Raw genomic sequence first — 22970 nt, 5'->3', positions numbered from 1 at the left:
CTCATTAATCATGTTTTTATTTCGGTAAAATGAATGGTTGATTTCCGTTCCGACTGGATGCTTTGTTGCTGACGCTTCGCTTTCGCACAGCTTCCTGGGTGCGTCCGATGAGCCGCTTCACTCGCGATGCTCGCTCCATGGACACTCGGGCCAACACGATGTTGGTCACGAAGTCGTTATCACAGGATGTGATGCTTTTAGCCTTCGTTCCTCGATTGCTAATCCCCAAGGAGTCGCCCAGTCTCCACTCCATCAACCACTACATTTTCCTCAGGGCAACTCATTAATTAAAGTGAATCCAAACACAACATTTCAGGACTCGACTCCCATAAGCAAGCGAGAGCAAATGATCTCATCATTTTCTTGAAGTGTTTTTTTACAACAAATAAAGAGCCATCAAAAATGATGGCTCTTTATTACATATTTAGGTTGCTTTACGCATACCTTTTAAAATAAGGCTTACGATGAAGATCAGCACGACAGCACCAATTAATGCTGGGAATACGTAAAAATTACTAACTCGCCAACCCCAGTTGCCAAGAACCATACTACCAATCCACGAACCGACAACCCCAGCAACAATATTTCCAATAATGCCGCCAGGTACATCTTTACCTAAAATTACGCCAGCTAACCAACCTAATACTCCGCCGATGATTAAATACCAAATGAAGCTAATCATTTTTTTCATCTCCTTAAACTAAGATATAATGGCGATTGCTTAGTTATGCCCTGAATGGAGTATATTAAACGCTCCTCGCTTCTTTAGTAATTATTACAAATTCACTAAAAGGTTTTATCTATGTTTAGCTTATGCTGATACCTCACTTTTGTGAAAAAAACATCTGTAAGTGTTTTCTATAGTGAAGAAACTACATTACTTCAACGCGAAATGGATTACTTAATAACAGTTGCACCTAATGTATGTTCAAAATGACGCAATGCCCATTCATGACCTGCAGCATCAAAACTTGCAACACCATCTGCATAAATGAGCGTTGAAATGCCCAAATTATAAGCATCAACCGCAGTGTGTAAAATACAAATATCAGTACAAACACCAACTAAATGAATTTCTTTAATCCCTCGCTCATTCAATAAAATCGATAAATTGGTTCCGGCAAATGCGCTATAACGCGTTTTATCGAGCCACATCACTTTATCTTTGTGAAGGTTATACAGTTCACCAACTTGCCCGTATAAATGGCGTCCTTTAGTGCCGCGAATATTATGAGGAGGAAAGAGTTTGGTCTCAGGGTGGAATGGGTCATCTTCCTCATGTAAATCATTCGCAAAAACAACAAATTCTTTTTCAGCAATAAATTGTTGAATTAAAGAAGAAATTTTTTGATCTAGTGCTTGACCGGGCTCCCCACATGTTAGTTTTCCGTCAGAAGCGACAAAATCATACGTATAATCAATTACTAATAAAGCTTTTTTCAACCTTTTCACACTCCTTATAGGTATAATTTCACTTATTATCATGCCATATTTGGGCCTGTTTGTCAGAAAAATGAATCAAATTTAATATTATGAATAGTTTGAAAATTATTTTTTCTGAGCGTATAATGTGAAAAAGGAGAGTGGTCTATATGAATATGACAGCTATGAAACGTTTAAATCGCCAAGGATTTCTTATTGCAGGCTTGCATCTGCTAGTGTTATTAAATTTAGCAGCGGATTTTATATTCTCCTCGTAATCTTTTAAAAAATAGAAAGGTGAGTTAAATGCTTGTCCATTATTAAAACAACCGTGAAGGCATATTTTATTACATGTCCACGGTTGTTTTTTATTTGTCCTCATAGAATTTGCATAGAATTAAAAGGAATTTCTACGGTAAATGTCAAAGACAAAATACAAACAAAGGAGGGGTAAGATGACCACTAGATTTGATCGAGCGTTCCATGAACTAGAGCGTCCTTTTGCTTGGCTGGACTTTGATGCATTGGATCACAATATTGCGACTGTACATGACTCCTGTGGGCAGAAAAATATACGTATTGCTACAAAATCGATTCGTTCTGTCGAGATATTACGCTATATACAAAATAATCTCCCCAATGTGAAGGGATTTATGACGTTTACTGCGGCAGAAACAATATTTTTACTTCAACAGCATTTTGATGATGTATTGCTAGGATATCCGGTGTTGGAAGAGGCTGCTGTACGTCAGTTATTACACTTCGTAAAGGCAGAGAAGACTGTCACTTTTATGGTCGATAGGTTAGAACATGTTCGATTTTTGGCGGAATTAGGGCGAGAGCTAGGCGTTCGTGTGCGAGTATGTATTGATATTAATGTATCCACTGATTTTAAGCTGCTTTATTTTGGTACAAAACGCTCTTCGCTCCATTCACTTGAGTTACTAACACCATTCCTCGAATATATTAAAAATCAAGCTTTTATTGAGGTAGTTGGAGCGATGGGCTATGAGGCTCAAATTGCAGGAGTTGGTAATCGCCCAGCTAATGCTGTGAAAGGAAAATTGATTGAAGTTATGCAATTGCAAGCTAAAAAGCAAGTTACTCAGTTTCGTAGATTAGCCATTGCACATATAAAAGCATATTTTCCAAGTTTGCACTTTGTAAATGGTGGTGGCTCGGGAAGTATGGCATACACAGCACAACAAAAAGAGGTAACAGAAATTACGGTTGGCTCTGCATTTTATGCACCTGCTTTATTCGATCAATTTATGCATCTACAGCTGGAAAAGGCAGCTGGATTTGCTTTAAGTGTCACAAGAAAACCAGAAAAAAATATTGTTGTTTGTCACGGCGGAGGCTATACGGCGTCAGGGGCAATTAGTGCTGATCGCTTACCGGTATTCTATGACCCAACCTTTTTTTCATATCTTAACCTAGAAGGCGCAGGAGAAGTTCAGACACCGGTTAAGGTAAAACATAAAAATGTTCATGTAGGGAACACGCTATATTTCCGACATGCAAAGGCTGGAGAACTTTGCGAAAGATTTCAAGAACTACATGGAGTTAGAGGGGACAAGTATGTGGGAGTTTATACAACCTATAGGGGGGATGGACAATGTTTTCTATAGATAAATGGAAAAATGGTGAGAAGTGGACAAACTGGGCAGGTAATGTAATCTCTTATCCATCTGAGATGTACTTGCCTCGGTCTATTGAAGAGGTTACAAATATCGTGGGGCATGCACGTGAATTTGGAAAAACGATTCGTGTCACAGGTGCAGCTCACTCCTTTAGCGCTGTTGCGATGCCTGAGCATATAGCATTGTCTTTACATAATATGCGTGGGCTTATAGCGGTGAATGAGGAGAAACAAGAAGCGACTCTTTGGGCCGGAACGTATTTATATGAAATAGGCCCACTACTTGCGAAGCATGGCTTTGCTCTAATAAATATGGGAGACATTCAAGAGCAAACGATTGCAGGAGCAGTGTCAACAGGGACCCATGGAACGGGCGTAACACTCGGGTCGCTATCCTCAGCTGTAACAAAATGGGGGTTTGTAGATGGTACAGGTACTTATAGGGAGCATATGAGAGGAATGGATGATTTATCGGAAGCTTTACATGTTTCATTAGGTATGCTTGGTGTGCTTGTTAAAGTGACGATCAAAGTAATCCCTCTTTACAGTTTACATTATGTAAGCACAAGAGATACTTTAGCAAATGGGCTGGCTAAATTTGCTGATGATATTCGACAGCATCGACATGTTGAGTGGTTTTATTTCCCTAGTAGCGAAACAATTCAAGTAAAGCGTATGAACGCTATAGCGCCTGTTTATCAGAGTGAATGGAGTAAAAGAATTGAAACATTGAAACTTCAAATAGTAGAGAACGGTGCTTTTTTTGCTATGTCAGAACTTTGTAAATGGAAGCCATCGTTTAGTGGTGCTATGAGTAAGTTAGCGGCAGCAAATGTTGTAGAAGGGGAGAAAATGGGGATAAGCTATGAAATTTATCCGTCTCCACGAAGCGTAAAGTTCCAAGAAAGTGAATATGCTATTCCATTAACGCAATTTGAGTCATGTATCGAGGAGATTCATGCAACTTTTAAAAGTGGAATTTTTAATGTGCATTTTCCGTTAGAATGTCGGACGACAGCAGGTGAAGCAGGTTTTTTAAGTCCTACCCAAGGTCAAGAATCAGCGTTTATTGCCTTTCATATGTATAAAGGAATGCAGGAAGGGCCTTATTTTGAATGGGTCCACACGATGATGAAGAAATATAAGGGACGACCACATTGGGGCAAACTAAATCATTTAACTGCTAATTATGTATACGAGCTATACCCGGATGTTGAAAAATTTTTAGCCATTCGAAGTCACTGTGATCCTGATAATGTGTTTTTGACAGGGTACTTAAGAAAATTATTTACAATATAAGCGCTATCTCTTTAATTGCAGTTCTTCTCTTTTGAAAGATTAAGTAAAAATATTAAAAGATTATTAAAAAAATTAAAATTTGAACGAAATGTCAAAATATTCACAGGAGCGAGATAAAAACGATAGTTAGTCAGCATGAAAACGATTTCAAATTTTGCGGATTTTTTAAACTGTTTAGACAATTCAAAAAATACTGTTGACGAGACCTTTTTTTCGTACTATGATAACAACAATTTAACAAGTTCGTTACAGCAGTTAGTTGTCATAGGCGATAAACATATACGCAAAAATAAAATAGACAGAACATTTCGTATATAGCAACGAACATAGCAATAAATGAGGGGCGTTTAAAATGAGAAGTGACATGATTAAAGTAGGCGTAGATCGTGCGCCGCATCGAAGTCTTTTATATGCAACAGGCAAAGTAAAAGCGAAAGATTTAGGCAAGCCATTTATCGGGGTTTGTAATTCTTATATCGACATTATACCAGGTCACGTTCATTTACGTACATTTGCTGATGTTGTCAAAGAGGCCATTATTGAAGCGGGTGGAATTCCATTCGAATTTAACACAATCGGTGTAGATGATGGTATTGCAATGGGGCACATTGGTATGCGTTACTCGTTACCAAGCCGTGAAATTATCGCAGACTCTGCTGAAACAGTTATTAATGCACATTGGTTTGATGGCGTATTTTATATTCCTAACTGTGACAAAATCACACCGGGGATGTTAATGGCAGCAGTTCGTACTAACGTACCATCAATTTTCGTATCTGGTGGCCCAATGGAGGCAGGTACTTCTGCTACTGGCAAGCAACTTTCGTTAACTTCAGTTTTTGAAGGTGTAGGAGCTCTTAAATCAGGCAAAATGTCATCTGAAGAGCTGTTAGATATTGAAAACAACGCATGCCCAACATGTGGTTCATGTTCAGGAATGTTTACTGCAAACTCTATGAACTGCTTAATGGAAATGCTAGGAGTAGCTTTACCTGGTAATGGAACAATCGTAGCTACTTCTGATGAGCGCCATAAGCTTATTAAAGAAGCAGCTAAACAATTAGTCCGTATGGTTAAAGAGGACATCAAGCCTCGAGACATTATTACTAAAGAAGCAATTGATGATGCATTTGCACTTGATATGGCGATGGGTGGTTCGACAAATACAGTCCTCCATACATTAGCAATCGCCAATGAAGCTGAAATCGATTATAACATTGAAGATATTAATAAAGTAGCAGAGCGTGTTCCGTATATAGCGAAAATTATGCCTGCTTCAGATATTTCAATGGATGATATAAATAAAGCAGGTGGCGTTAGTGCCATTATTAATGAATTAGTATCTATTCCAGGTGCTATTCACCCAAATCGACCAACTGTTGCAGGAGTAACAATGGGCGAACTTGTAAAGGATTATCATATTACAAATGCTGAAGTTATTCGTACGAAAGATAATCCTTATAGCCCAGTTGGTGGTTTATCAGTTTTATTTGGTAATATCGCGCCAGACGGTTCAGTTATTAAAGTAGGCGCTGTAGACCCTTCTATTAAAGTATTCAAAGGTGAAGCAATCGTCTTTGATTCACAAGATGCAGCACAGGAAAATATTGATAACGGAACGGTAAAAGAGGGTCATGTAGTCGTCATTCGCTATGAAGGACCAAAAGGTGGCCCTGGTATGCCTGAAATGCTAGCACCAACCTCTGCAATTCAAGGTCGTGGTCTTGGTACAAAGGTTGCGTTAATAACGGATGGACGTTTCTCCGGTGCATCTCGCGGTATTTCAATCGGACATATTTCACCAGAGGCAGCAGAAGGCGGTCCTATCGCTTTAGTAGAGAATGGCGATGTGATCACAATTGATCTACCAAATCGTACGATCAATTTAGAAGTTTCAGATGAAGTATTAGCGGAGCGCCGTGCAAAATTACCGGTATTTGAACCGAAAATTAAGCGTGGTTGGCTAGCAAGATATTCAAAATTAGTAACAAACGCCTCTACAGGTGGCGTAATGAAAATTTAAAAAGTTAAAACGTTGATGAGGTTAAAGGTTCTAGAGCCTTGTATCTACCAGAGAGCCGGTCGTGCTGGAAGCCGGCGATACAACTAGATCCGACATCCCCTCGGAGTGAGCTATTAAACGCGTGTACGCAATTAGATAGCTCCGGGCATAATCGAAAGTGCTCGTTATTAATGAATAAATGATTTATGACATCGTTTTGGATGCGAGTGATTTCTCAGAGGTGCATAAATACTTACATTTATTCGCGAGGTAGCAATTATTTGCTATAAACAAGGGTGGTACCATGGAAAGTCTTTTTCATCCCTACGCAAGGTAGTTCTTTGCGTGTGGAGAAAAAGGCTTTTTATTTTTTAACGACGTTTGAAAGGGGATGTTATCTCTTTTCAAGGGGAGAACCAGCTAGTGACACTTCAATGATGCGCATTACTGATATGTAAAATTGAATGATAAGAAGGAGGCATATTTGATGAGTACGAATGTTTCTATCAATGAAAAAGAAGAATTAGCAACATCAGCAAAAGCTGAACAAACCTATCAAGCGAAAGATGGTGCCGACGTATTAGTGCAGGCACTACATGAACAAGGTGTTGAAATTATTTTTGGTTACCCAGGTGGAGCGGTACTACCAATTTATGATGCCATTTATAAAAATCCGATTCGTCATATTTTAACTAGACATGAACAAGGTGCAATTCATGCAGCGGAAGGTTATGCACGTGTTTCCAATAAACCGGGTGTTGTTATTGCAACTAGTGGACCGGGGGCAACGAACTTAGTAACTGGTATTGCTGATGCGATGATTGATTCTATTCCATTAGTTGTTTTTACAGGTCAAGTTTCAACGGCTGTAATTGGTACAGATGCTTTCCAAGAAGCGGATATTATGGGGATTACGACACCAATTACGAAGCACAATTATCAGGTGCAGGATGTTAATGATATTCCGCGTATTGTTAAAGAGGCATTCCATATTGCGAGTACTGGTCGAAAGGGCCCTGTTGTAGTTGATTTTCCGAAAAACGTTTCTCAAATGCTATTTGATGTAGAGAGCCCACCACAGGCTCCTGATGAAATATATTTACCAGGTTATCAACCAACGTACAAACCAAATTATTTACAAATTCAAAAGGCAATACAGGCGATTTCATTGGCCAAAAAACCAGTTATTTTAGCTGGTGCTGGCGTTCTTTTCGCAGATGCTAAAGAAGAGTTAACAGCATTCGCTGAAAAATACCGAATTCCAGTAGCAAACACTTTACTAGGACTTGGTTCAATCCATGGAGAGCATGAATTATTCATCGGCATGGCAGGAATGCATGGAACTGTAACAGCGAATACAGCTATTACAAAATCAGACTTATTGTTGAATATCGGAGCTCGCTTTGATGATCGTTTAACTGGTAATTTGGCGACATTTGCTCCGAATGCGACAATCGTACACATCGATATTGATCCAGCGGAAATTGGAAAAAACGTGCCAACAGACATTCCGATCGTTGCAGATGCTAAAGAGGCTTTAAAAGCATTATTGAAAAAAGACTTCGATGGTCCGGATACAGCAGAATGGCTAACATTCTTAAATAATCATACAAAGGAATATCCATTGTGGTACAGCAAGGAGCCGGGGGACAAAGAAGTATTACCGCAGGAAGCATTAGAGCTTGTGCATAAAATTACTGAAGGTGATGCAATTGTCACGACCGATGTTGGTCAGCATCAAATGTGGGCTGCACAATATTATCGATTAAACAATGATCATGGATGGGTAACGTCTGGTGGACTTGGTACGATGGGCTTCGGCTTCCCAGCTGCAATTGGCGCCCAGTTTGCGAAGCCAGACAAAAAAGTTGTTTCCATTGTAGGTGATGCAGGATTCCAAATGACTGCGCAAGAGCTCTCTATCCTGCAAGAATTCAACTTACCGGTAAAAATTGTGATTTTAAATAACAGCTGTTTAGGAATGGTACGCCAATGGCAAGAAACATTTTATGAAGAGCGTTATTCATCTTCACTTATGCCGATCCAACCAGATTTTGTTAAATTAGCAGATGCATATAATTTGAAGGGCTATCGAATTAACACTATCGATGAAGCAGAGAGTGTTTTCCGCGAGGCACTACTTTCTGATGAGCCAGCGTTAATTGATTGTCGTGTAAAACAACTTCAATGTGTTTACCCAATGGTAGCACCAGGCAAAGGCTTACATGAAATGATTGGGGTGAAAAAGAATTGAAAAGAGTAATTACAGTAACAGTGATTAACCAAAGCGGTGTTTTAAACCGTGTAACAGGGTTACTTATGAAGCGCCAATTCAATATTGAATCAATCACAGTTGGTCATACTGAACAGCCAAACTTTTCGAAAATGACTTTTGTTGTAAACGTAGAGGATGAGCGTAAAATTGAACAGCTAGTGAAGCAATTATCAAAGCAAATTGATGTGTTAAAGGTCAATGACATAACAGATAAATCAATCGTGCTACGCGAGTTAGCGCTTGTAAAGGTAATTTCACCACCAAATTTACGTCTGGAAATGAATTCAATTGTTGAACCATTCCGTCCACAAATTATTGATACAGCGAAAAACGTTGTCACCTATCAAGTTGTAGGAGATCCAGATAAGATTGATGCCTTTATTGAACTTATTCGACCTTATGGTATTAAAGAATTAACGCGTACAGGGGCTACTGCATCTGTTCGTGAAACACAAAAAATCTCAAATTCGCAGCTCTCTATTTTAAAATAGTTTGCATATAAAATGGATACCTTTGGATACATAGCCCTTAGTGGTTTACTGGCATCCGAAGTTTTAAAAAAACAAACCAAAAATTAGGAGGAAACAACAATGGCTACTATGTATTATGATCAAAACATCAACGAGGAAGTATTAAAAGGGAAAAAAATCGCAATCATCGGTTATGGTTCACAAGGTCATGCACATGCCCTAAATCTTAAAGAATCAGGATTCGATGTAGTAGTAGGAGTTCGTCCAGGCGGATCTTTCGATGCAGCAAAAGCGGATGGAGTAGATGTTAAGACTGTTGCTGAAGCAGCGCAAGAAGCAGATGTTATCCAAATTTTACTTCCGGATGAGCGTCAAAAAGCTGTATATGAGGCTGAAATCGCCCCACATCTTGAAGCAGGTAAAGCACTTATGTTTGCACACGGCTTCAACATTCACTTCGGTCAAATTACACCACCAGCAGATGTGGACGTATTCTTAGTTGCACCGAAAGGTCCAGGACACTTAGTTCGTCGTCAGTTCCAAGAAGGTGCTGGTGTACCAGGCTTATTCGCAATTCATCAAGATGCAACTGGTCAAGCAAAAGATTTAGCTCTAGCTTACGGTAAAGGAATCGGCGCAGCTCGTGGCGGTTTACTTGAAACATCATTCAAAGAAGAAACTGAAACTGATTTATTCGGTGAGCAAGCAGTACTTTGCGGTGGTGCTACACAATTAGTAAGAGCAGGTTTTGAAACATTAGTAGAGGCAGGCTACCAACCAGAGTTAGCATACTTTGAAACTCTTCACGAACTAAAATTAATTGTTGACCTAATGTTTGAAGGTGGTATGGCAACGATGCGTTACTCAGTATCAGATACAGCTGAGTGGGGTGACTATGTTGCAGGACCACGTATTATCGACGACTCTGTAAAAGCTCGTATGAAAGATGTTTTAACGGATATCCAAGATGGCAAATTCGCTCGTCGCTGGATTCAAGAAAACGAAAACGGTCGTCCAGACTATACAAAATTCAAAGAAGCTGGTGCAAATCACCAAATCGAAGAAGTTGGTGCTAAATTACGTGCTATGATGCCATTCATAAATGAAGGCAAAGAAAAAGTTGTGAGAGAAGTGGCTACAAGTGCGAAAAATTAATATTTTCGATACAACACAAATTGCCAAGTAACTGAGCGCCTAGGAGTGACAATTATTGAAGCAGGTTTTCCTGCTTCGTCACCCGGTGACTTTGATGCGGTACATCGTATTGCAGGAACGGTAAAAAACTCTACCGTAACAGGATTAGTCCGCTGTTATAAAAAGATATCAACACAACTTGGGAAGCAATCGGCAAAAGCTTATTTAAATGCCATTAACCGTTATTTGATACAAGTAAACCTTCGTGCACAGCCTGTAAGTAAATCGATCTTCAAGCTTCTGTTTAATGTAGCAGGTTTTGATGGTAGTGAATGGAATCAGCATAATGCGCATTCCAAACGCAATTATGCCAATAACGTGTAGTCGTAATATTGATGACCTCACCTTTTAAAATAGGTGAGAGTATTACTAAAATAGCGTAGTCAACGCTATACAAAGAAAGGTGTTTTGACGATGGAGAAAAAAATTACAGTACTTCCTGGTGACGGAATTGGGCCAGAGGTTGTTGCTTCTGCTGTACGTGTATTACAGGTGATTGGTAAGCGATTCAACCACACATTCCATTTAGGTTATGCAACAATCGGAGGCGCTGCCATCGACCAACACAATAATCCACTACCAGATGAAACAATTGAGATGTGCGAAAACAGTGATGCAGTTTTACTTGGAGCGGTAGGTGGTCCGAAATGGGATAATAACACTCCTGAATTACGTCCAGAAAAAGGATTACTACGTATTCGTAAACATTTTGATTTATTCGCAAATCTTCGTCCAGTAAAGGCGTTCCCGAGCTTACTAGATGCTTCCCCATTAAAGCGTGAAGTAGCTGAAAATGTCGATTTAATAATTGTACGTGAATTAACAGGTGGCGTATACTTCGGGGAACCACGTATGCGTACTGAAAATGGCGCGATCGATACAACAGTTTACTCAACTGCAGAAGTTGAGCGTATTGTTGAAAATGCCTTTGAATTAGCACGTTTACGTGGAGGCAAATTATGCTCTGTTGATAAAGCAAATGTACTTGAAACAAGTCGTTTATGGCGCGAAGTAGTAGAAGCGAAGAAAAAGGATTATCCAGATGTGCATGTAGAGCATAATTTAGTTGACTCAGTTGCTATGAAATTAATTACAAATCCTAGTCAATATGATGTGTTAGTTACTGAAAATATGTTTGGAGATATTTTAAGTGATGAAGCATCTGTTATTACAGGCTCTTTAGGCGTACTACCTTCAGCATCCATTCGAGGAGATAATTTTGGTCTATATGAACCAGTACATGGCTCAGCACCAGAAATTGCAGGTCAAGGTGTCGCTAATCCAGCAGCAACAATTCTTTCAGTTGCGATGATGCTACAATATTCATTTGGCTTAAAAGAAGAAGCGGCAGAAATTGAACGCGCTGTGAGTGCAGTGTTTGATGATGGTTATTTCACTGCAGATCTTGCACGTGACGGTGCTCGTATACTGTCGACAAATGAATGGACAGATAAAGTAATTAACGAAATAGATACAAGCTTTGTTTCAGAAAGCATTATGACAACATACATTTAAGAAATGAGTGAAGATAATGGGAAAAAATATAATTGAAAAGATTTGGGATAAACATATTGTTTATCAGGAAGAGGGCAAACCGGACCTGTTATATATTGATCTCCATTTAATTCATGAAGTCACTTCTCCGCAAGCTTTTGAAGGTCTACGTTTGAACGGACGTCAAGTGCGTCGTCCAGATTTAAGCTTTGCGACAATGGATCATAACGTGCCTACAAAAAATCTACCGACGATTCATGATCCAATTGCACGTAACCAAATTGAAACGTTAGCTAAAAACGCTGAAGAATTTGGCGTCGAGCTTGCAGGAATGGGGCACCCTGACCAAGGTATTGTTCACGTAATTGGACCTGAGCTAGGTTTAACTCAGCCTGGTAAAACGATTGTTTGTGGGGACTCTCATACGTCTACACATGGTGCGTTCGGAGCGATTGCCTTCGGTATTGGTACATCTGAGGTAGAGCATGTATTGTCAACACAAACCCTATGGCAAAACAAGCCAAAAACAATGGAAATTCGTGTAGAAGGTGAGCTTTCTGTAGGTGTAGCTGCAAAAGATATTATTCTAGCGATTATATCTAAGTTCGGGATTGGTATCGGCACAGGACATATTGTGGAATTCACTGGAGAGGCTATCCACAAACTTTCTATGGAAGAACGGATGACAATTTGTAACATGTCGATTGAGGCGGGTGCAAAAGCAGGGTTAATTTCTCCTGACGAAACGACTGTTGATTATATTCGTGGACGTAAACATGCACCTCAAGGAGAAAAGTTTGAGGAAGCGGCAAATTATTGGTTAAGCTTAGCATCAGATGAAGATGCGACATATGATACAATTCGAATCATTCAAGCAGAAGACATAGAGCCAATCATCACTTGGGGAACGAATCCATCAATGGGTTCAGGTGTGTCAAGTCATGTTCCAACACAAGCAGATTATGAGGATGAATCAGATAGAGCTGCTCTTCGTAAAGCACTTTCTTATATGGGCTTAGAGGAAGGTCAACCATTAACTTCAATCGATATTCAACACGTATTTATCGGTTCCTGCACAAATTCACGCATTAGTGATTTACGTGCAGCAGCAGATGTCATCAAGGGGCGTAAGGTGCATGAAAATGTAACAGCGATTGTTGTACCTGGCTCCTATTCGACGAAACAACAAGCAGAAGCAGAAGGATTAGATAAAGTCTTTACAGATGCTGGATTTGAATGGCGTGAGACAGGCTGCTCAATGTGTCTGGCGATGAATGATGATGTAGTACCAGCTGGTGAACGATGTGCATCAACATCAAACCGCAACTTTGAAGGACGCCAGGGAGCGGGTTCTCGTACACACTTAGTTTCACCGCCAATGGCAGCAGCGGCAGCAATTGCTGGTCATTTTGTGGATGTTCGTGAATTCGTAAAGGAAACTGTGTAAATTCCATTTACACGGAAGGGATGATTGCAAATGGAACCAATTAATATCGTAAAAAGTGTGATATCACCACTTGATCGTAAAAATGTCGATACAGACCAAATTATTTCGAAGGAGTTTTTAAAGCGTATTGAGCGTACAGGGTTTGGGCAGTATTTATTTTACCATTGGCGCTTCGACGCAGATGGTAATGAAATAAAAGACTTTGTGTTAAACAAACCTGAATTCAAAAACTCTAAGATTTTAGTAGCTCAAGATAACTTCGGCTGTGGATCTTCGCGTGAACATGCACCGTGGGCAATACTAGATTACGGCTTCAATGTAGTGATTGCACCATCATTCGCAGATATTTTCCATAGTAACTGCTTCAAAAATGGGATATTACCAATCAAACTGGCTGAAGCAGAGTGTGATGAAATTTTAGCAAAAGGCTTAGAAAAAACGTACACGATGGAAGTCAATTTGGAGGCACAAACAGTAACGGGTGAAGATGGTGTAGTTTATAAATTTAACATCGACCCTTACTATAAAAAAACATTGCTGAATGGTTGGGATGAAATTGCTCTTACCTTTAAATACGAAGAACAAATCGCTGCTTATGAAGCAAATCGTATTGCATTTTAATAGCTGAAGGGATTTCCTTATGACTGAAGACAGACTTGTTTGTCTTCAGTTTTTTTTATTGCTTAATTTAGGAATTGTTCGGGTAGGAGTGGGTAATGAAAAAAGCTCTTTGACAGGTAAATGTCTAGTCCTTATCACATTGCATAATAAAAATATGTTATTTTAATTCGTCATTTATTTGTAAAAAATGTATAACGAATTGAAGCAATATTTTGATAATATATAAATAGAGTTATGGTAAATAAATGAAATGCTATCCAGTTTATTGATTCATCACTAAAGTGCCCAGTCCAAAACTGAGACAACTACATGTTTTAGGAATGAGCTAGTTTATATAAATGTTTACAGAAAAAACGCAAGTGAAAAATAAAGGGGGGAACAACATGAAAATCTTTCGAAAATACAGCTTGTTAATTGGGGGCTTAGGTTTTTCTAAATTAGGGGATTGGATTTACCTTGTAGCGCTCAATTTATTTGTATGGCATTTAACAAAATCGCCTGCAGCGATGGCTGGAATTTTTATTGTCGGACCAGTTGCAAGAGTTTTAACAAGTTTGGTAGCTGGCTCTTTCATTGATCGTATGAATAAACGCAAGCTGATGATTACAACGGATATGATCAGAGGCTTGATCGTTTTTTTTATGCCGTTTATGGAATCTATTTGGCTCATCTATATGCTGTTATTTATAGCGAATATAGCAAGTAGCTTCTTTGGACCTAGTAGTACATATTATATTACAAAGTTTGTTCCTTCAGAAGATAAACAACGTTTTAACGCAATACTTGGCACGTTCAATTCAGGCTCGTTTTTAATAGGTCCAGCACTAGCAGGACTCCTCATCATTCTTTTTAATACGACAGTGACGATTTGGTTCAATAGCATTACATTTTTTGTTTGTGCTTTGATCATTTTCTTTTTACCAGATGTAGATGATCTGAAGGAAACTTCACGGCAACGTATTACGTGGCAACTATTAAAAAGTGACTATTTAGCTGTACTAGCTTTCATTCGACAAAATTTATTATTTATAACGATTTATTTACTCTTTCAAAGTGCATTAATGATTGCATTTGCGCTTGATTCTCAAGAAGCCACATTTATCAAGCAAGATTTAGCTTTATCTGATAGTTTATATGGGACCTTTGTGAGTAGTGCAGGAGCAGGAGCAATTTTCGGTGGGATAGTTGCCGCAAGCTTCGCCCAAAAATGGTCCACTCGATCATATATAGTTTTTGGTTTGTTTCTGACAATGTTGTTTTACACTGCCTTTTATGCCTCTACATCAAGTATTTTGGCATTTGTAAGTTTAGTTTTTCTAGGATTTTTTATGGCATTTAGTAATTCTGGCTATGAAACATTTTATCAGCAAAATGTACCGCCTGAACTAATGGGTAGATTCGGTAGTTTTGCGAATATATTTCAAAATGTTTTGCAAATATCCTTAACATTACTATTAGGACTATTTGCAGAATTATTTACTCTTCAAATGACTGCAATTATTTTCGGTATTATTAGTATTTTATTTTCGATTTCATTATATTTTGTTCTATATTCTCAAAAAAACTATATCGGCTTAAAGGAGGAAATATTATGATTAGCTATTCGCTTCGTTGTATTTTTTGTAAGAAAACATTTGAGGTTGTAGAAGGATCAAAAAAATATAGACTGTATAAACAAAATATGGAAGGTAAATTTTCTTGTGAAGATTGTGATAGAAAAATTGAATTGGAGTCAAGGAAAGGTTTATTGGGAAAACTTTAAATTGAAGCTTGTGCTGAATTGATGAACATCAATAAGAAGATTAGTACTCCACAATTTTCTAATGGTATGCCCTGTCTTTCTACGGATTTCTCAGTTAAAATGAAAAAAAGATGGAAGGCAGGGTATAAAGATGATTACAGTTATCGGTAGCATAAATATGGATTTAGTTGTACAAATGGGAATTTTTCCAAAGCAGGGAGAAACGGTACTTGGTAAAGATTTCCAAACAATTCCAGGGGGAAAAGGGGCTAATCAGGCAATAGCTGCGGCACGTCTTGGAAGTGAAGTCACAATGATCGGCTGTGTGGGCTCCGATAGTTTTGGTGAAACATTGCGCACTGTTTTACAACAAGAGCATGTTCAAACTGAAGCTATTACAAGTGTATCGGCACCTACTGGGATTGCTAATATTTTACTCTATAATAATGATAACCGTATCATTGTAGTGCCTGGCGCTAATTATGAATTAAAGCCTGCACATATAGAGGCAGCGAAAGAAATCATACAAAAAAGTCAGATGGTCATTATGCAGCTTGAAATCCCAGTGGAAACGACTGCGTATGCAATAAAACTTTGTAAGGAAGCGAATGTACCTGTTTTATTAAACCCAGCACCAGCGGCAAATTTTGATGTGCAATGGATGGAGGATATTACCTATATCACACCGAATGAAACGGAGTGTGTTGAAATTTTTGGAGATAAAATAGAGCAGGTTTTAGAAAAATATCCCAATAAAATGATTATGACGCTAGGTAGTGATGGCGCACGCTATTTTGATGGTGAATATCCTATTCATATTCCGGGCTATATGACGAGAGCAGTAGATACAACAGGAGCAGGTGATACGTTTAACGGTGCACTCGCTTATGCTTTAGTTGAAGGGCAATCATTAGATCAGGCAGTGTATTTTGCCAATATTGCTGCTTCGTTATCAGTGGAGAAATTCGGTGCACAAGGTGGTATGCCAACACTTGGAGCAGTATATGCACGTATGGCTGGGGTTGAAGAATAAAGAGAAGATCAACTCACTACAAATATTTCCTAATAATTATTATTTCTTTTAGTCTGAATGAGGAATAATATCTGTGATTGAAGGTTTTGTATAATAAGATTTTTTACCTATTTGTGACAGCTGATCTTAAGTATATTGTCCTTTTTTATCGTTAATTCTTAGTACTATGTATTAATAAAGGAATCTTTTCATTTATAATAACTTTAGATACATAGAAAAGAGGTATTGAGGATGACAGATATTGATAATGTGCCGATCGAATATACAGCCTCAGCGAATAATATTTTGCCACAGCTTGTGGATCATTTGCGACAATTACATGGCATTATTGTACAAAATACATATGTAAAAGATACAGCTAAACACTTAAATCGTATCATTCAAGATGCTGACAACGAAACAATGATTCTTATTGTTGGGAAAGAGCGTGTCGGAAAAACAACATTGGTAAACGGATTACTAGGGCGTCAAGTTTTGCCTGTTAGTGAGCATCATCCAACTGGGGTAAATACATTTTTGCGATACGGTGAACATGAAGAAATAAAGGCGTATTTTTTAGATGGTGTTGTAGCTGTATTCGATATGAGCAAGCTAGAATTATTAACGACTGGCGATACTTTCGCCTCTCAAATACTACGAGAACATTTAGATTATCTAGAAGTATATTTAAAAAATGATTTATTAAAATCAGTGACAATTATTGATTCTGTTTCATTGGAAGCTGGGGGAGGAGAAATGGCCTACTTCCCAGAAACACTGATGAACCGTGTGGACGAAATATTTTGGGTGCTACGTTCAGGTTCGATGGCTATTTATCCAGAAATATTATTAATGGAAACGTTAAAAAGTAAAGGTGTTGAGCCTCTTTGTGTCATCAATGCCATAGATTCAAATGAAAATACGAAGGCTTTTATTGATGCTGAGAGAGAACGATTTGGTCATTTAATAAGTGATTTTGTTGCGATCTCTGCAAGAGAAGCAACTGAAGCTAAACAGATTAATAGTGATGAGCTTTGGCAAAAAAGTGAGTGCGAGCAATTAATTTCAGAAATTCATCGAGTTGCAGAAAATAGTGATAAGAAAACGTATGGCATTTTAATTCGCTTCTTGCAATGGCTTGAACGTTTCCGCTTCGAATTAACTGTTATTCCACAAAGAGACCCATTCCAATCCGCTGTTAAGAACATTGAAAAGTATACAGGTGATACACAATACGAATTTTCGCGCTATCAACGTGATTTAGCGATTGTGACCGAATATGAGCAAGAATACGAACAGGTTGCCAATGTATTTAAAAATGTTCAAACATTATACCAACTTTTACAAATCATTTCACAAACTGATTATTTGCAGGATGAAATTGTAGAAAGCTTTACAGAAAAGGCTGTATCTTATCAACAAGTGTTACGTGAATATCGAAATATGCATAGTGAGTATTTACGTGAATATGATCGATTGGACGCACAGCATAAAAAAATTCACGGAAAAGGTCTTATGAAGGCTATATTTGGTCAGCATACACAAAATGGATTTTTCAAGGAACGTGTTAACAAGTTAAATGAGCAGCAATTGGATTGTATTGCGCAATATGAAAAAGTGCAAGAAGCGGAGGAATTAATGCTTCATTCCATTCATTCCATACAAAGTTATCTTATGGAGTTAACGAAAATACGTTTAGCACGTATTGAGGAAAAAGTACTAGAGCTAAATCAACAACGTTCAAAAGAAAAGTCTCAATTACAATTATACGCAAATAAATTGAATGAATTTTCTTGTTTGATGGAGGCGCAGGGCTATATTAAAGACAATATTCAACCGTTTTTAATGGACGAACAAATGCCGCTTAAAGCAAAGGATATTGAAATGCTAAAAGAAACGGTTAACAGTATTATGAGCATTGATCTGTCGAATAATGGCCTACTTGCGCGTAGTCAGATGAACAATAAAATGGAGAATGCTGCAATTCCTTTCGATGTTCAGAAGAAATATCCATTTCATCCGTTAGCTTTAGCAGAAGTAGATGTAAAATCAAACGATATACCAGAAATTCCGAAAAAGTTAGATATTCAGTATGAAGATTAGAAAATAAAGGAAATGTTCTAAAAGTAATTTAAACTTTTAGAGCATTTTTTTAGTATTTCGTTTTTTGCTCATCACTCAAAGTTGTGGAGGACATTTAGAGGACGTCCCGTGAAAGCGCCCAGTCGGAACGGAAATCAACAACAAGTAATGATGATGCCCCTTGATTTTTAAAATTTGGGATTAAATTGAAACGAAATGAATTGTTTTTTCGTATAAATAGAAGGAGGGGTTAAAATGATACGAATTAATGGACGTTTTACGGAAGCCAAAATTTATTCAAATACAGCATTACAATCAGCTATCGATCAAATTAAAGAATTGGCAAATCAGGCTTTTATGGAAGGAACAAAAGTACGAATTATGCCAGATTATCATGCAGGTAAGGGCTGTGTTATTGGCACAACGATTCAGCTTCAAAATCGTGTAGTGCCTAACCTTGTGGGCATTGATGTTGGTTGCGGTGTATTTGTAGCTGAGTTAAATGAAGCGGATATAGATTTTTCTAAACTCGATGCTACAATTCGAGCACATATACCAAGTGGAAAGGATATTCATCAGGAAGTATCTCCTGCACGCTATTTTGCTGAATTCGAGGGGAGACAGTTTGTAGCAAGTGGCTTAAAGGATGACTATACAAATTTATCGCTTGGTCACTTGGGGGAGGCAACCATTTTATAGAGCTTGCAAAAGATGGAGCAGGTACACATTACTTACTTATCCATACTGGCTCGCTTTACGTAGGAGCTAAGGTAGCAAATTGGCATCAAAAAAGAGCATTTGAAACATTGCAACGGGAAGATTTAAAAGTGAAAATAGCCGAACTGAAAGATCAGGGGCGCGAAAAAGAAATTCAAGCGATGATTAAAGCTCATAAAGAGCAAAATCCAATTGTACCAAAAGATTTAGCTTATTTAGAGGGCGAGTATTTCCATGATTATATTCACGATATGAAAATCGCTCAGCAATATGCTCGGATGAATCGCTGGACAATTGCCGAAACAATTGCCAAGCATATGAACTGGCATTTTAGTGAAACGTTTGATACGATCCATAACTATATTGATACGGAAACAATGACGTTAAGAAAAGGGGCCGTTCGAGCAAATAAAGGGGAGAAGCTCGTTATTCCTATGAATATGCGAGATGGTTCGCTCATTTGTATGGGGAAAGGGAATGCAGATTGGAATTACTCAGCACCACATGGGGCAGGTCGTATGTATTCTCGACGTGCAGCAAAAGAAGCACTAAACATGGAAGATTTTAAAGAGACGATGCAAGGTATTTGGACAACATCCGTAAACGAAGAGACATTGGATGAAGCCCCAATGGCATATAAACCGATGTCAGAAATTACATCTGTTCTAGAGGAAACTGCGGATATAATAAAAGTAATTACACCTGTTTATAATTTCAAAGCTAGTAAAGCAGCTAAGCCATATGAGCGGAAAAAATAATTCCTAATAATTGAAATTAGTGATACTTGTACTTACCCTTATCTATTAACATTATATCTGTAATAGTATAAAATAGGCTTACAAAGATGAAATGGGTGGTTTTTTGGTATCTTCAAAAGATGTGGCAAAGTATGCGGGTGTCTCTCAAACAACAGTTTCAAGAGTGTTAAATACTCCTGAACTCGTAAAGCCGAAAACTATAGAAAAAGTGATGAAGGCGATTGAAGAATTAAACTATATTCCAAATGATATTGCAAGGTCACTTGTACAGAAAAAAACAGGCATTATTATATTGATTTCGGGGCCATTACATAATCCTTTTTTTGTCGATACAACAACTGCAATCGTTAATTTTGTTAATGCTCGGGGCTATAAAGTAAATGTTTATTTTGGTACGGAAGATAATTTAGATTCTATTTATAATGCAGTTTTGGAAACGAAGGCTGATGCGATTATTTTATCGTCTATGTTATATGAAGACGACTTATTTTTTAAGCTTGAAAAATTAGGCATCCCATTTATTATGTATAATCGCAAGCATCAGGAAAATAGGCATTTTGTAGAAATTGATAATGTGAAAGCTGGTTATATAGCGACGAATCATATTTTATCTTTAGGTCATCAAGATATATGCTGGATTGGTGGTCCACACGAAATAAGTACTTTTTATGGAAGGTACAAAGGCTTTAAAAATGCATTAAAGGACAGCGGTATAGATGCGAAAACAGTGCCAGCGTTTTTAACAAATACTAACAAAAGCGATATTAAACGAGCATTTGAAGAAATACTTGAGCTTCCTAAAAAGCCTACAGCTATTTGTGCTGCAACAGACGCTATTGCCATTGAAATATTAAATCTTTGTTTAGAACGGGGCTTTCAAGTTCCTAAAGATTTTAATGTTATTGGCATTGATAATGTGGAGCTTAGTAAACACCATTCGATAGCGTTAACAACAGTAGGACTAGAATCTGAGAAAAGCCTCGGATTTATTGCTATTGAAAAATTATTTGAGGTAATGGAGAAAAAAAGCACTTGCATCCAACAAACAGAATCTGTTAAACTTTTCCCAAGAAATACTACGAGTAAAAAATGAACTGATGAACATCAGTTTGTTTTTTACTCAAAAATGGTTACGTATTCATTTTTGTTTTCTAAAATAAATACGTAACCATTTGGAGAGAGGAGTGAGTGAGGTCTTGAAAAAGGGCTTATTTATTAATGGACACTGGCAAATGACAGAAGAGTATATGGAGGTTCAAGCCCCCTACTCAAAAGAGGTTGTAGCACAATTTGCGATGGCAACTGAAGATGATGTACAGCATGCAATTGAAAGTGCTCATGCAGCAGAATCCGAAATGGCGGCATTAACAGCATTTCAAAGGGCAGAGATTTTAGAACAGTTATCTGATTTATTTACAGAAAATCGAGAAGAGGCAGCTAGCATTATTTCGCTAGAATCTGCAAAGCCGTTAAAGTATGCCTATGCTGAAATTGATCGAACGATTGAAACCTACAAATTTGCAGCAGAAGAAGCGAAGCGACTATCTGGTGAAATGATTCCGATGGATGCATCTAAAAGCGGAGAGGGTAGATTTGGTTATACAATTCGTGAACCATTGGGCGTTATTGCGGCCATTACACCTTTTAATTTTCCGCAAAATTTAGTAGCCCATAAAGTTGGACCGGCATTAGCATCTGGAAATACGATTGTTTTGAAACCCGCGACACAAACAGCTTTATCTGCTCATTTTCTAGCAAACTTATTGGCACAAACTAATTTACCAACAGGTGCATTTAACTTAGTTACTGGGCAAGGAAAACTAATAGGGGATGCATTTTTAGCACATCCAAAAGTGAAAATGATTACGTTTACCGGGAGCCCAGCTGTAGGTATTTCCCTTCGCAATCGCGCTGGTTTAAAGAAAGTCACATTAGAACTTGGTTCGAATGCTGGTGTTATTGTGGATGAAGGGGTTCAACTCGATAAAATTATGGACCGAATTGTTATGGGTGCTTTTTCAAACCAAGGTCAAGTTTGCATCTCACTACAACGTATATATGTAAAAGAAAATATAATGGATGAATTTTTAGAGCAACTAAAAGCAAAAGTAAAGCGCTTAACAATAGGGGACCCACTTGATGCAACAACAGATTTAGCGATGATGATTTCAGAAACTGAGCAGCAGCGTGCTGTCACATGGATCGAAGAGGCGGTAGCAGAAGGTGCTGAAATACTGACAGGTGGTCGTATTGAAAACAATATATTACTTCCAACAGTGTTATTGAATGTATCTTCTACTAGCCGTGTATCTTGTGAGGAAATATTTGCGCCTGTAGTTATTGTCAATACTGTTTCATCAGTAGAAGAAGCCATTGACGCGGTTAATGACTCAAATTATGGCTTACAGGCAGGGATATTTACACCTTCCATTGAGACGGCCTTTAAAGCTTCAAAAAAATTACAAGTCGGGGGTGTCATTATAAATGACGTTCCGACATATCGTGTAGATCAAATGCCATATGGTGGTGTTAAAGAAAGCGGAACCGGTCGTGAAGGAATCAAATATGCAGTTGAGGAAATGACAGAAATGAAGCTAGTGATTTGGAATAATAATTAACTTCTATCAGCAGATGTTTGACAACCGCTGATAGAAGTTAAAGCATCCGGCGGATGTCAAGGAATCGGAATGGAGTTCACAGTGGATGTTAGCCTAAAATTATCGCATCCATGCGATAACAGCTAACTGACCTGCGCCGTGCGGGCCCAGGCACAAAGCCGATTCCTGACGTAATT

General features: G+C 38.2%; 19 protein-coding genes and 1 pseudogene. 18 read left to right on the top strand and 2 right to left on the bottom strand.

Features of this window, described 5'->3' with window-relative positions:
- Positions 1-424 precede the first annotated feature (424 nt).
- Both AC3WSO_RS14875 and AC3WSO_RS14870 read right to left on the bottom strand, forming a co-directional pair.
- Entirely contained in the window at positions 425-682 is a 258-nt protein-coding gene (locus AC3WSO_RS14875; protein ID WP_079562065.1) for a GlsB/YeaQ/YmgE family stress response membrane protein, read from the bottom strand.
- Positions 683-897: 215 nt separating this feature from the next.
- A complete protein-coding gene (locus tag AC3WSO_RS14870; RefSeq protein WP_492531841.1) occupies positions 898-1443 on the bottom strand; it encodes a cysteine hydrolase family protein in 546 nt (181 codons plus the stop codon).
- Between the two features lie 434 nt (positions 1444-1877).
- Between AC3WSO_RS14870 and AC3WSO_RS14865 the strand changes: the two genes are divergently transcribed.
- The 18 genes and pseudogenes from AC3WSO_RS14865 to AC3WSO_RS14780 all read left to right on the top strand — a co-directional run bounded on the left by AC3WSO_RS14865 (position 1878) and on the right by AC3WSO_RS14780 (position 22794).
- Positions 1878-3053, top strand: coding sequence for an amino acid deaminase/aldolase (locus AC3WSO_RS14865; protein WP_492531839.1), 1176 nt, complete (start codon positions 1878-1880; stop codon positions 3051-3053).
- Positions 3041-4363, top strand: coding sequence for a D-arabinono-1,4-lactone oxidase (locus AC3WSO_RS14860; protein WP_492531837.1), 1323 nt, complete (start codon positions 3041-3043; stop codon positions 4361-4363). Before AC3WSO_RS14865 ends, AC3WSO_RS14860 begins: the two co-directional genes overlap by 13 nt.
- A 352-nt stretch (positions 4364-4715) precedes the next feature.
- Positions 4716-6386: a dihydroxy-acid dehydratase gene (gene ilvD, locus AC3WSO_RS14855; RefSeq protein WP_492531835.1), complete on the top strand. Its 1671-nt coding sequence runs from the start codon at positions 4716-4718 to the stop codon at positions 6384-6386.
- A gap of 466 nt (positions 6387-6852) precedes the next feature.
- Complete coding sequence (gene ilvB / locus AC3WSO_RS14850) at positions 6853-8619, top strand: biosynthetic-type acetolactate synthase large subunit (protein ID WP_492531833.1); 1767 nt, start codon at positions 6853-6855, stop codon at positions 8617-8619.
- A complete protein-coding gene (ilvN, locus tag AC3WSO_RS14845; protein ID WP_079562071.1) occupies positions 8616-9131 on the top strand; it encodes an acetolactate synthase small subunit in 516 nt (171 codons plus the stop codon). Before ilvB ends, ilvN begins: the two co-directional genes overlap by 4 nt.
- Before the next feature lie 99 nt (positions 9132-9230).
- Entirely contained in the window at positions 9231-10265 is a 1035-nt protein-coding gene (gene ilvC, locus AC3WSO_RS14840; RefSeq protein ID WP_492531832.1) for a ketol-acid reductoisomerase, read from the top strand.
- A pseudogene (locus tag AC3WSO_RS14835) lies at positions 10252-10456 on the top strand (hydroxymethylglutaryl-CoA lyase-like TIM-barrel protein); the annotation flags it as partial. The gene ilvC and the pseudogene AC3WSO_RS14835, both read left to right, overlap by 14 nt.
- A gap of 262 nt (positions 10457-10718) precedes the next feature.
- Complete coding sequence (gene leuB / locus AC3WSO_RS14830; protein ID WP_492531830.1) at positions 10719-11819, top strand: 3-isopropylmalate dehydrogenase; 1101 nt, start codon at positions 10719-10721, stop codon at positions 11817-11819.
- A 16-nt stretch (positions 11820-11835) separates the two neighbouring features.
- Complete coding sequence (gene leuC, locus AC3WSO_RS14825; protein WP_492531828.1) at positions 11836-13245, top strand: 3-isopropylmalate dehydratase large subunit; 1410 nt, start codon at positions 11836-11838, stop codon at positions 13243-13245.
- A gap of 30 nt (positions 13246-13275) precedes the next feature.
- Entirely contained in the window at positions 13276-13866 is a 591-nt protein-coding gene (gene leuD, locus AC3WSO_RS14820) for a 3-isopropylmalate dehydratase small subunit (protein WP_492531827.1), read from the top strand.
- A gap of 383 nt (positions 13867-14249) precedes the next feature.
- The gene (locus tag AC3WSO_RS14815) at positions 14250-15461 is read left to right on the top strand and encodes an MFS transporter (protein ID WP_492531825.1); all 1212 of its coding nucleotides are present in this window, start codon (positions 14250-14252) and stop codon (positions 15459-15461) included.
- Positions 15458-15628, top strand: a complete 171-nt coding sequence (locus AC3WSO_RS14810) for a hypothetical protein (protein ID WP_197144535.1) — start codon at positions 15458-15460, stop codon at positions 15626-15628. The genes AC3WSO_RS14815 and AC3WSO_RS14810 overlap by 4 nt, the downstream gene beginning before the upstream one ends.
- Positions 15629-15758: 130 nt before the next feature.
- Complete coding sequence (gene rbsK / locus AC3WSO_RS14805; RefSeq protein WP_492531824.1) at positions 15759-16640, top strand: ribokinase; 882 nt, start codon at positions 15759-15761, stop codon at positions 16638-16640.
- Positions 16641-16871: 231 nt separating this feature from the next.
- Entirely contained in the window at positions 16872-18722 is a 1851-nt protein-coding gene (locus AC3WSO_RS14800) for a dynamin family protein (protein ID WP_492531822.1), read from the top strand.
- A 234-nt stretch (positions 18723-18956) separates the two neighbouring features.
- A complete protein-coding gene (locus AC3WSO_RS14795; RefSeq protein ID WP_492531820.1) occupies positions 18957-19400 on the top strand; it encodes an RtcB family protein in 444 nt (147 codons plus the stop codon).
- Positions 19364-20176: an RtcB family protein gene (locus AC3WSO_RS14790; protein ID WP_492534373.1), complete on the top strand. Its 813-nt coding sequence runs from the start codon at positions 19364-19366 to the stop codon at positions 20174-20176. The genes AC3WSO_RS14795 and AC3WSO_RS14790 overlap by 37 nt, the downstream gene beginning before the upstream one ends.
- Before the next feature lie 103 nt (positions 20177-20279).
- Entirely contained in the window at positions 20280-21269 is a 990-nt protein-coding gene (locus AC3WSO_RS14785; RefSeq protein WP_492531819.1) for a LacI family DNA-binding transcriptional regulator, read from the top strand.
- Positions 21270-21372: 103 nt separating this feature from the next.
- On the top strand, positions 21373-22794 hold the full coding sequence (locus AC3WSO_RS14780) for an aldehyde dehydrogenase family protein (protein WP_492531817.1): 1422 nt from the start codon (positions 21373-21375) through the stop codon (positions 22792-22794).
- Positions 22795-22970 lie beyond the last annotated feature (176 nt).

The sequence above is a fragment of the Lysinibacillus sp. EB106-09-02-XG168 genome (genome assembly GCF_058791475.1).
Note: the sequence above shows the minus strand (reverse complement) of the source record. Positions and strands in the feature narration are given on the sequence as shown.

What these genes read in the sequence shown, in the direction of transcription:
- AC3WSO_RS14875 (WP_079562065.1), bottom strand. Translation starts at nt 682, where the DNA reads ATGATTAGCTTCATTTGGTATTTAATCATCGGCGGAGTATTAGGTTGG.
- AC3WSO_RS14865 (WP_492531839.1), top strand. Translation starts at nt 1,878, where the DNA reads ATGACCACTAGATTTGATCGAGCGTTCCATGAACTAGAGCGTCCTTTT.
- AC3WSO_RS14860 (WP_492531837.1), top strand. Translation starts at nt 3,041, where the DNA reads ATGTTTTCTATAGATAAATGGAAAAATGGTGAGAAGTGGACAAACTGG.
- AC3WSO_RS14815 (WP_492531825.1), top strand. Translation starts at nt 14,250, where the DNA reads ATGAAAATCTTTCGAAAATACAGCTTGTTAATTGGGGGCTTAGGTTTT.
- leuD (WP_492531827.1), top strand. Translation starts at nt 13,276, where the DNA reads ATGGAACCAATTAATATCGTAAAAAGTGTGATATCACCACTTGATCGT.
- leuC (WP_492531828.1), top strand. Translation starts at nt 11,836, where the DNA reads ATGGGAAAAAATATAATTGAAAAGATTTGGGATAAACATATTGTTTAT.
- AC3WSO_RS14810 (WP_197144535.1), top strand. Translation starts at nt 15,458, where the DNA reads ATGATTAGCTATTCGCTTCGTTGTATTTTTTGTAAGAAAACATTTGAG.
- leuB (WP_492531830.1), top strand. Translation starts at nt 10,719, where the DNA reads ATGGAGAAAAAAATTACAGTACTTCCTGGTGACGGAATTGGGCCAGAG.
- ilvD (WP_492531835.1), top strand. Translation starts at nt 4,716, where the DNA reads ATGAGAAGTGACATGATTAAAGTAGGCGTAGATCGTGCGCCGCATCGA.
- ilvC (WP_492531832.1), top strand. Translation starts at nt 9,231, where the DNA reads ATGGCTACTATGTATTATGATCAAAACATCAACGAGGAAGTATTAAAA.
- rbsK (WP_492531824.1), top strand. Translation starts at nt 15,759, where the DNA reads ATGATTACAGTTATCGGTAGCATAAATATGGATTTAGTTGTACAAATG.
- AC3WSO_RS14795 (WP_492531820.1), top strand. Translation starts at nt 18,957, where the DNA reads ATGATACGAATTAATGGACGTTTTACGGAAGCCAAAATTTATTCAAAT.
- AC3WSO_RS14800 (WP_492531822.1), top strand. Translation starts at nt 16,872, where the DNA reads ATGACAGATATTGATAATGTGCCGATCGAATATACAGCCTCAGCGAAT.
- ilvB (WP_492531833.1), top strand. Translation starts at nt 6,853, where the DNA reads ATGAGTACGAATGTTTCTATCAATGAAAAAGAAGAATTAGCAACATCA.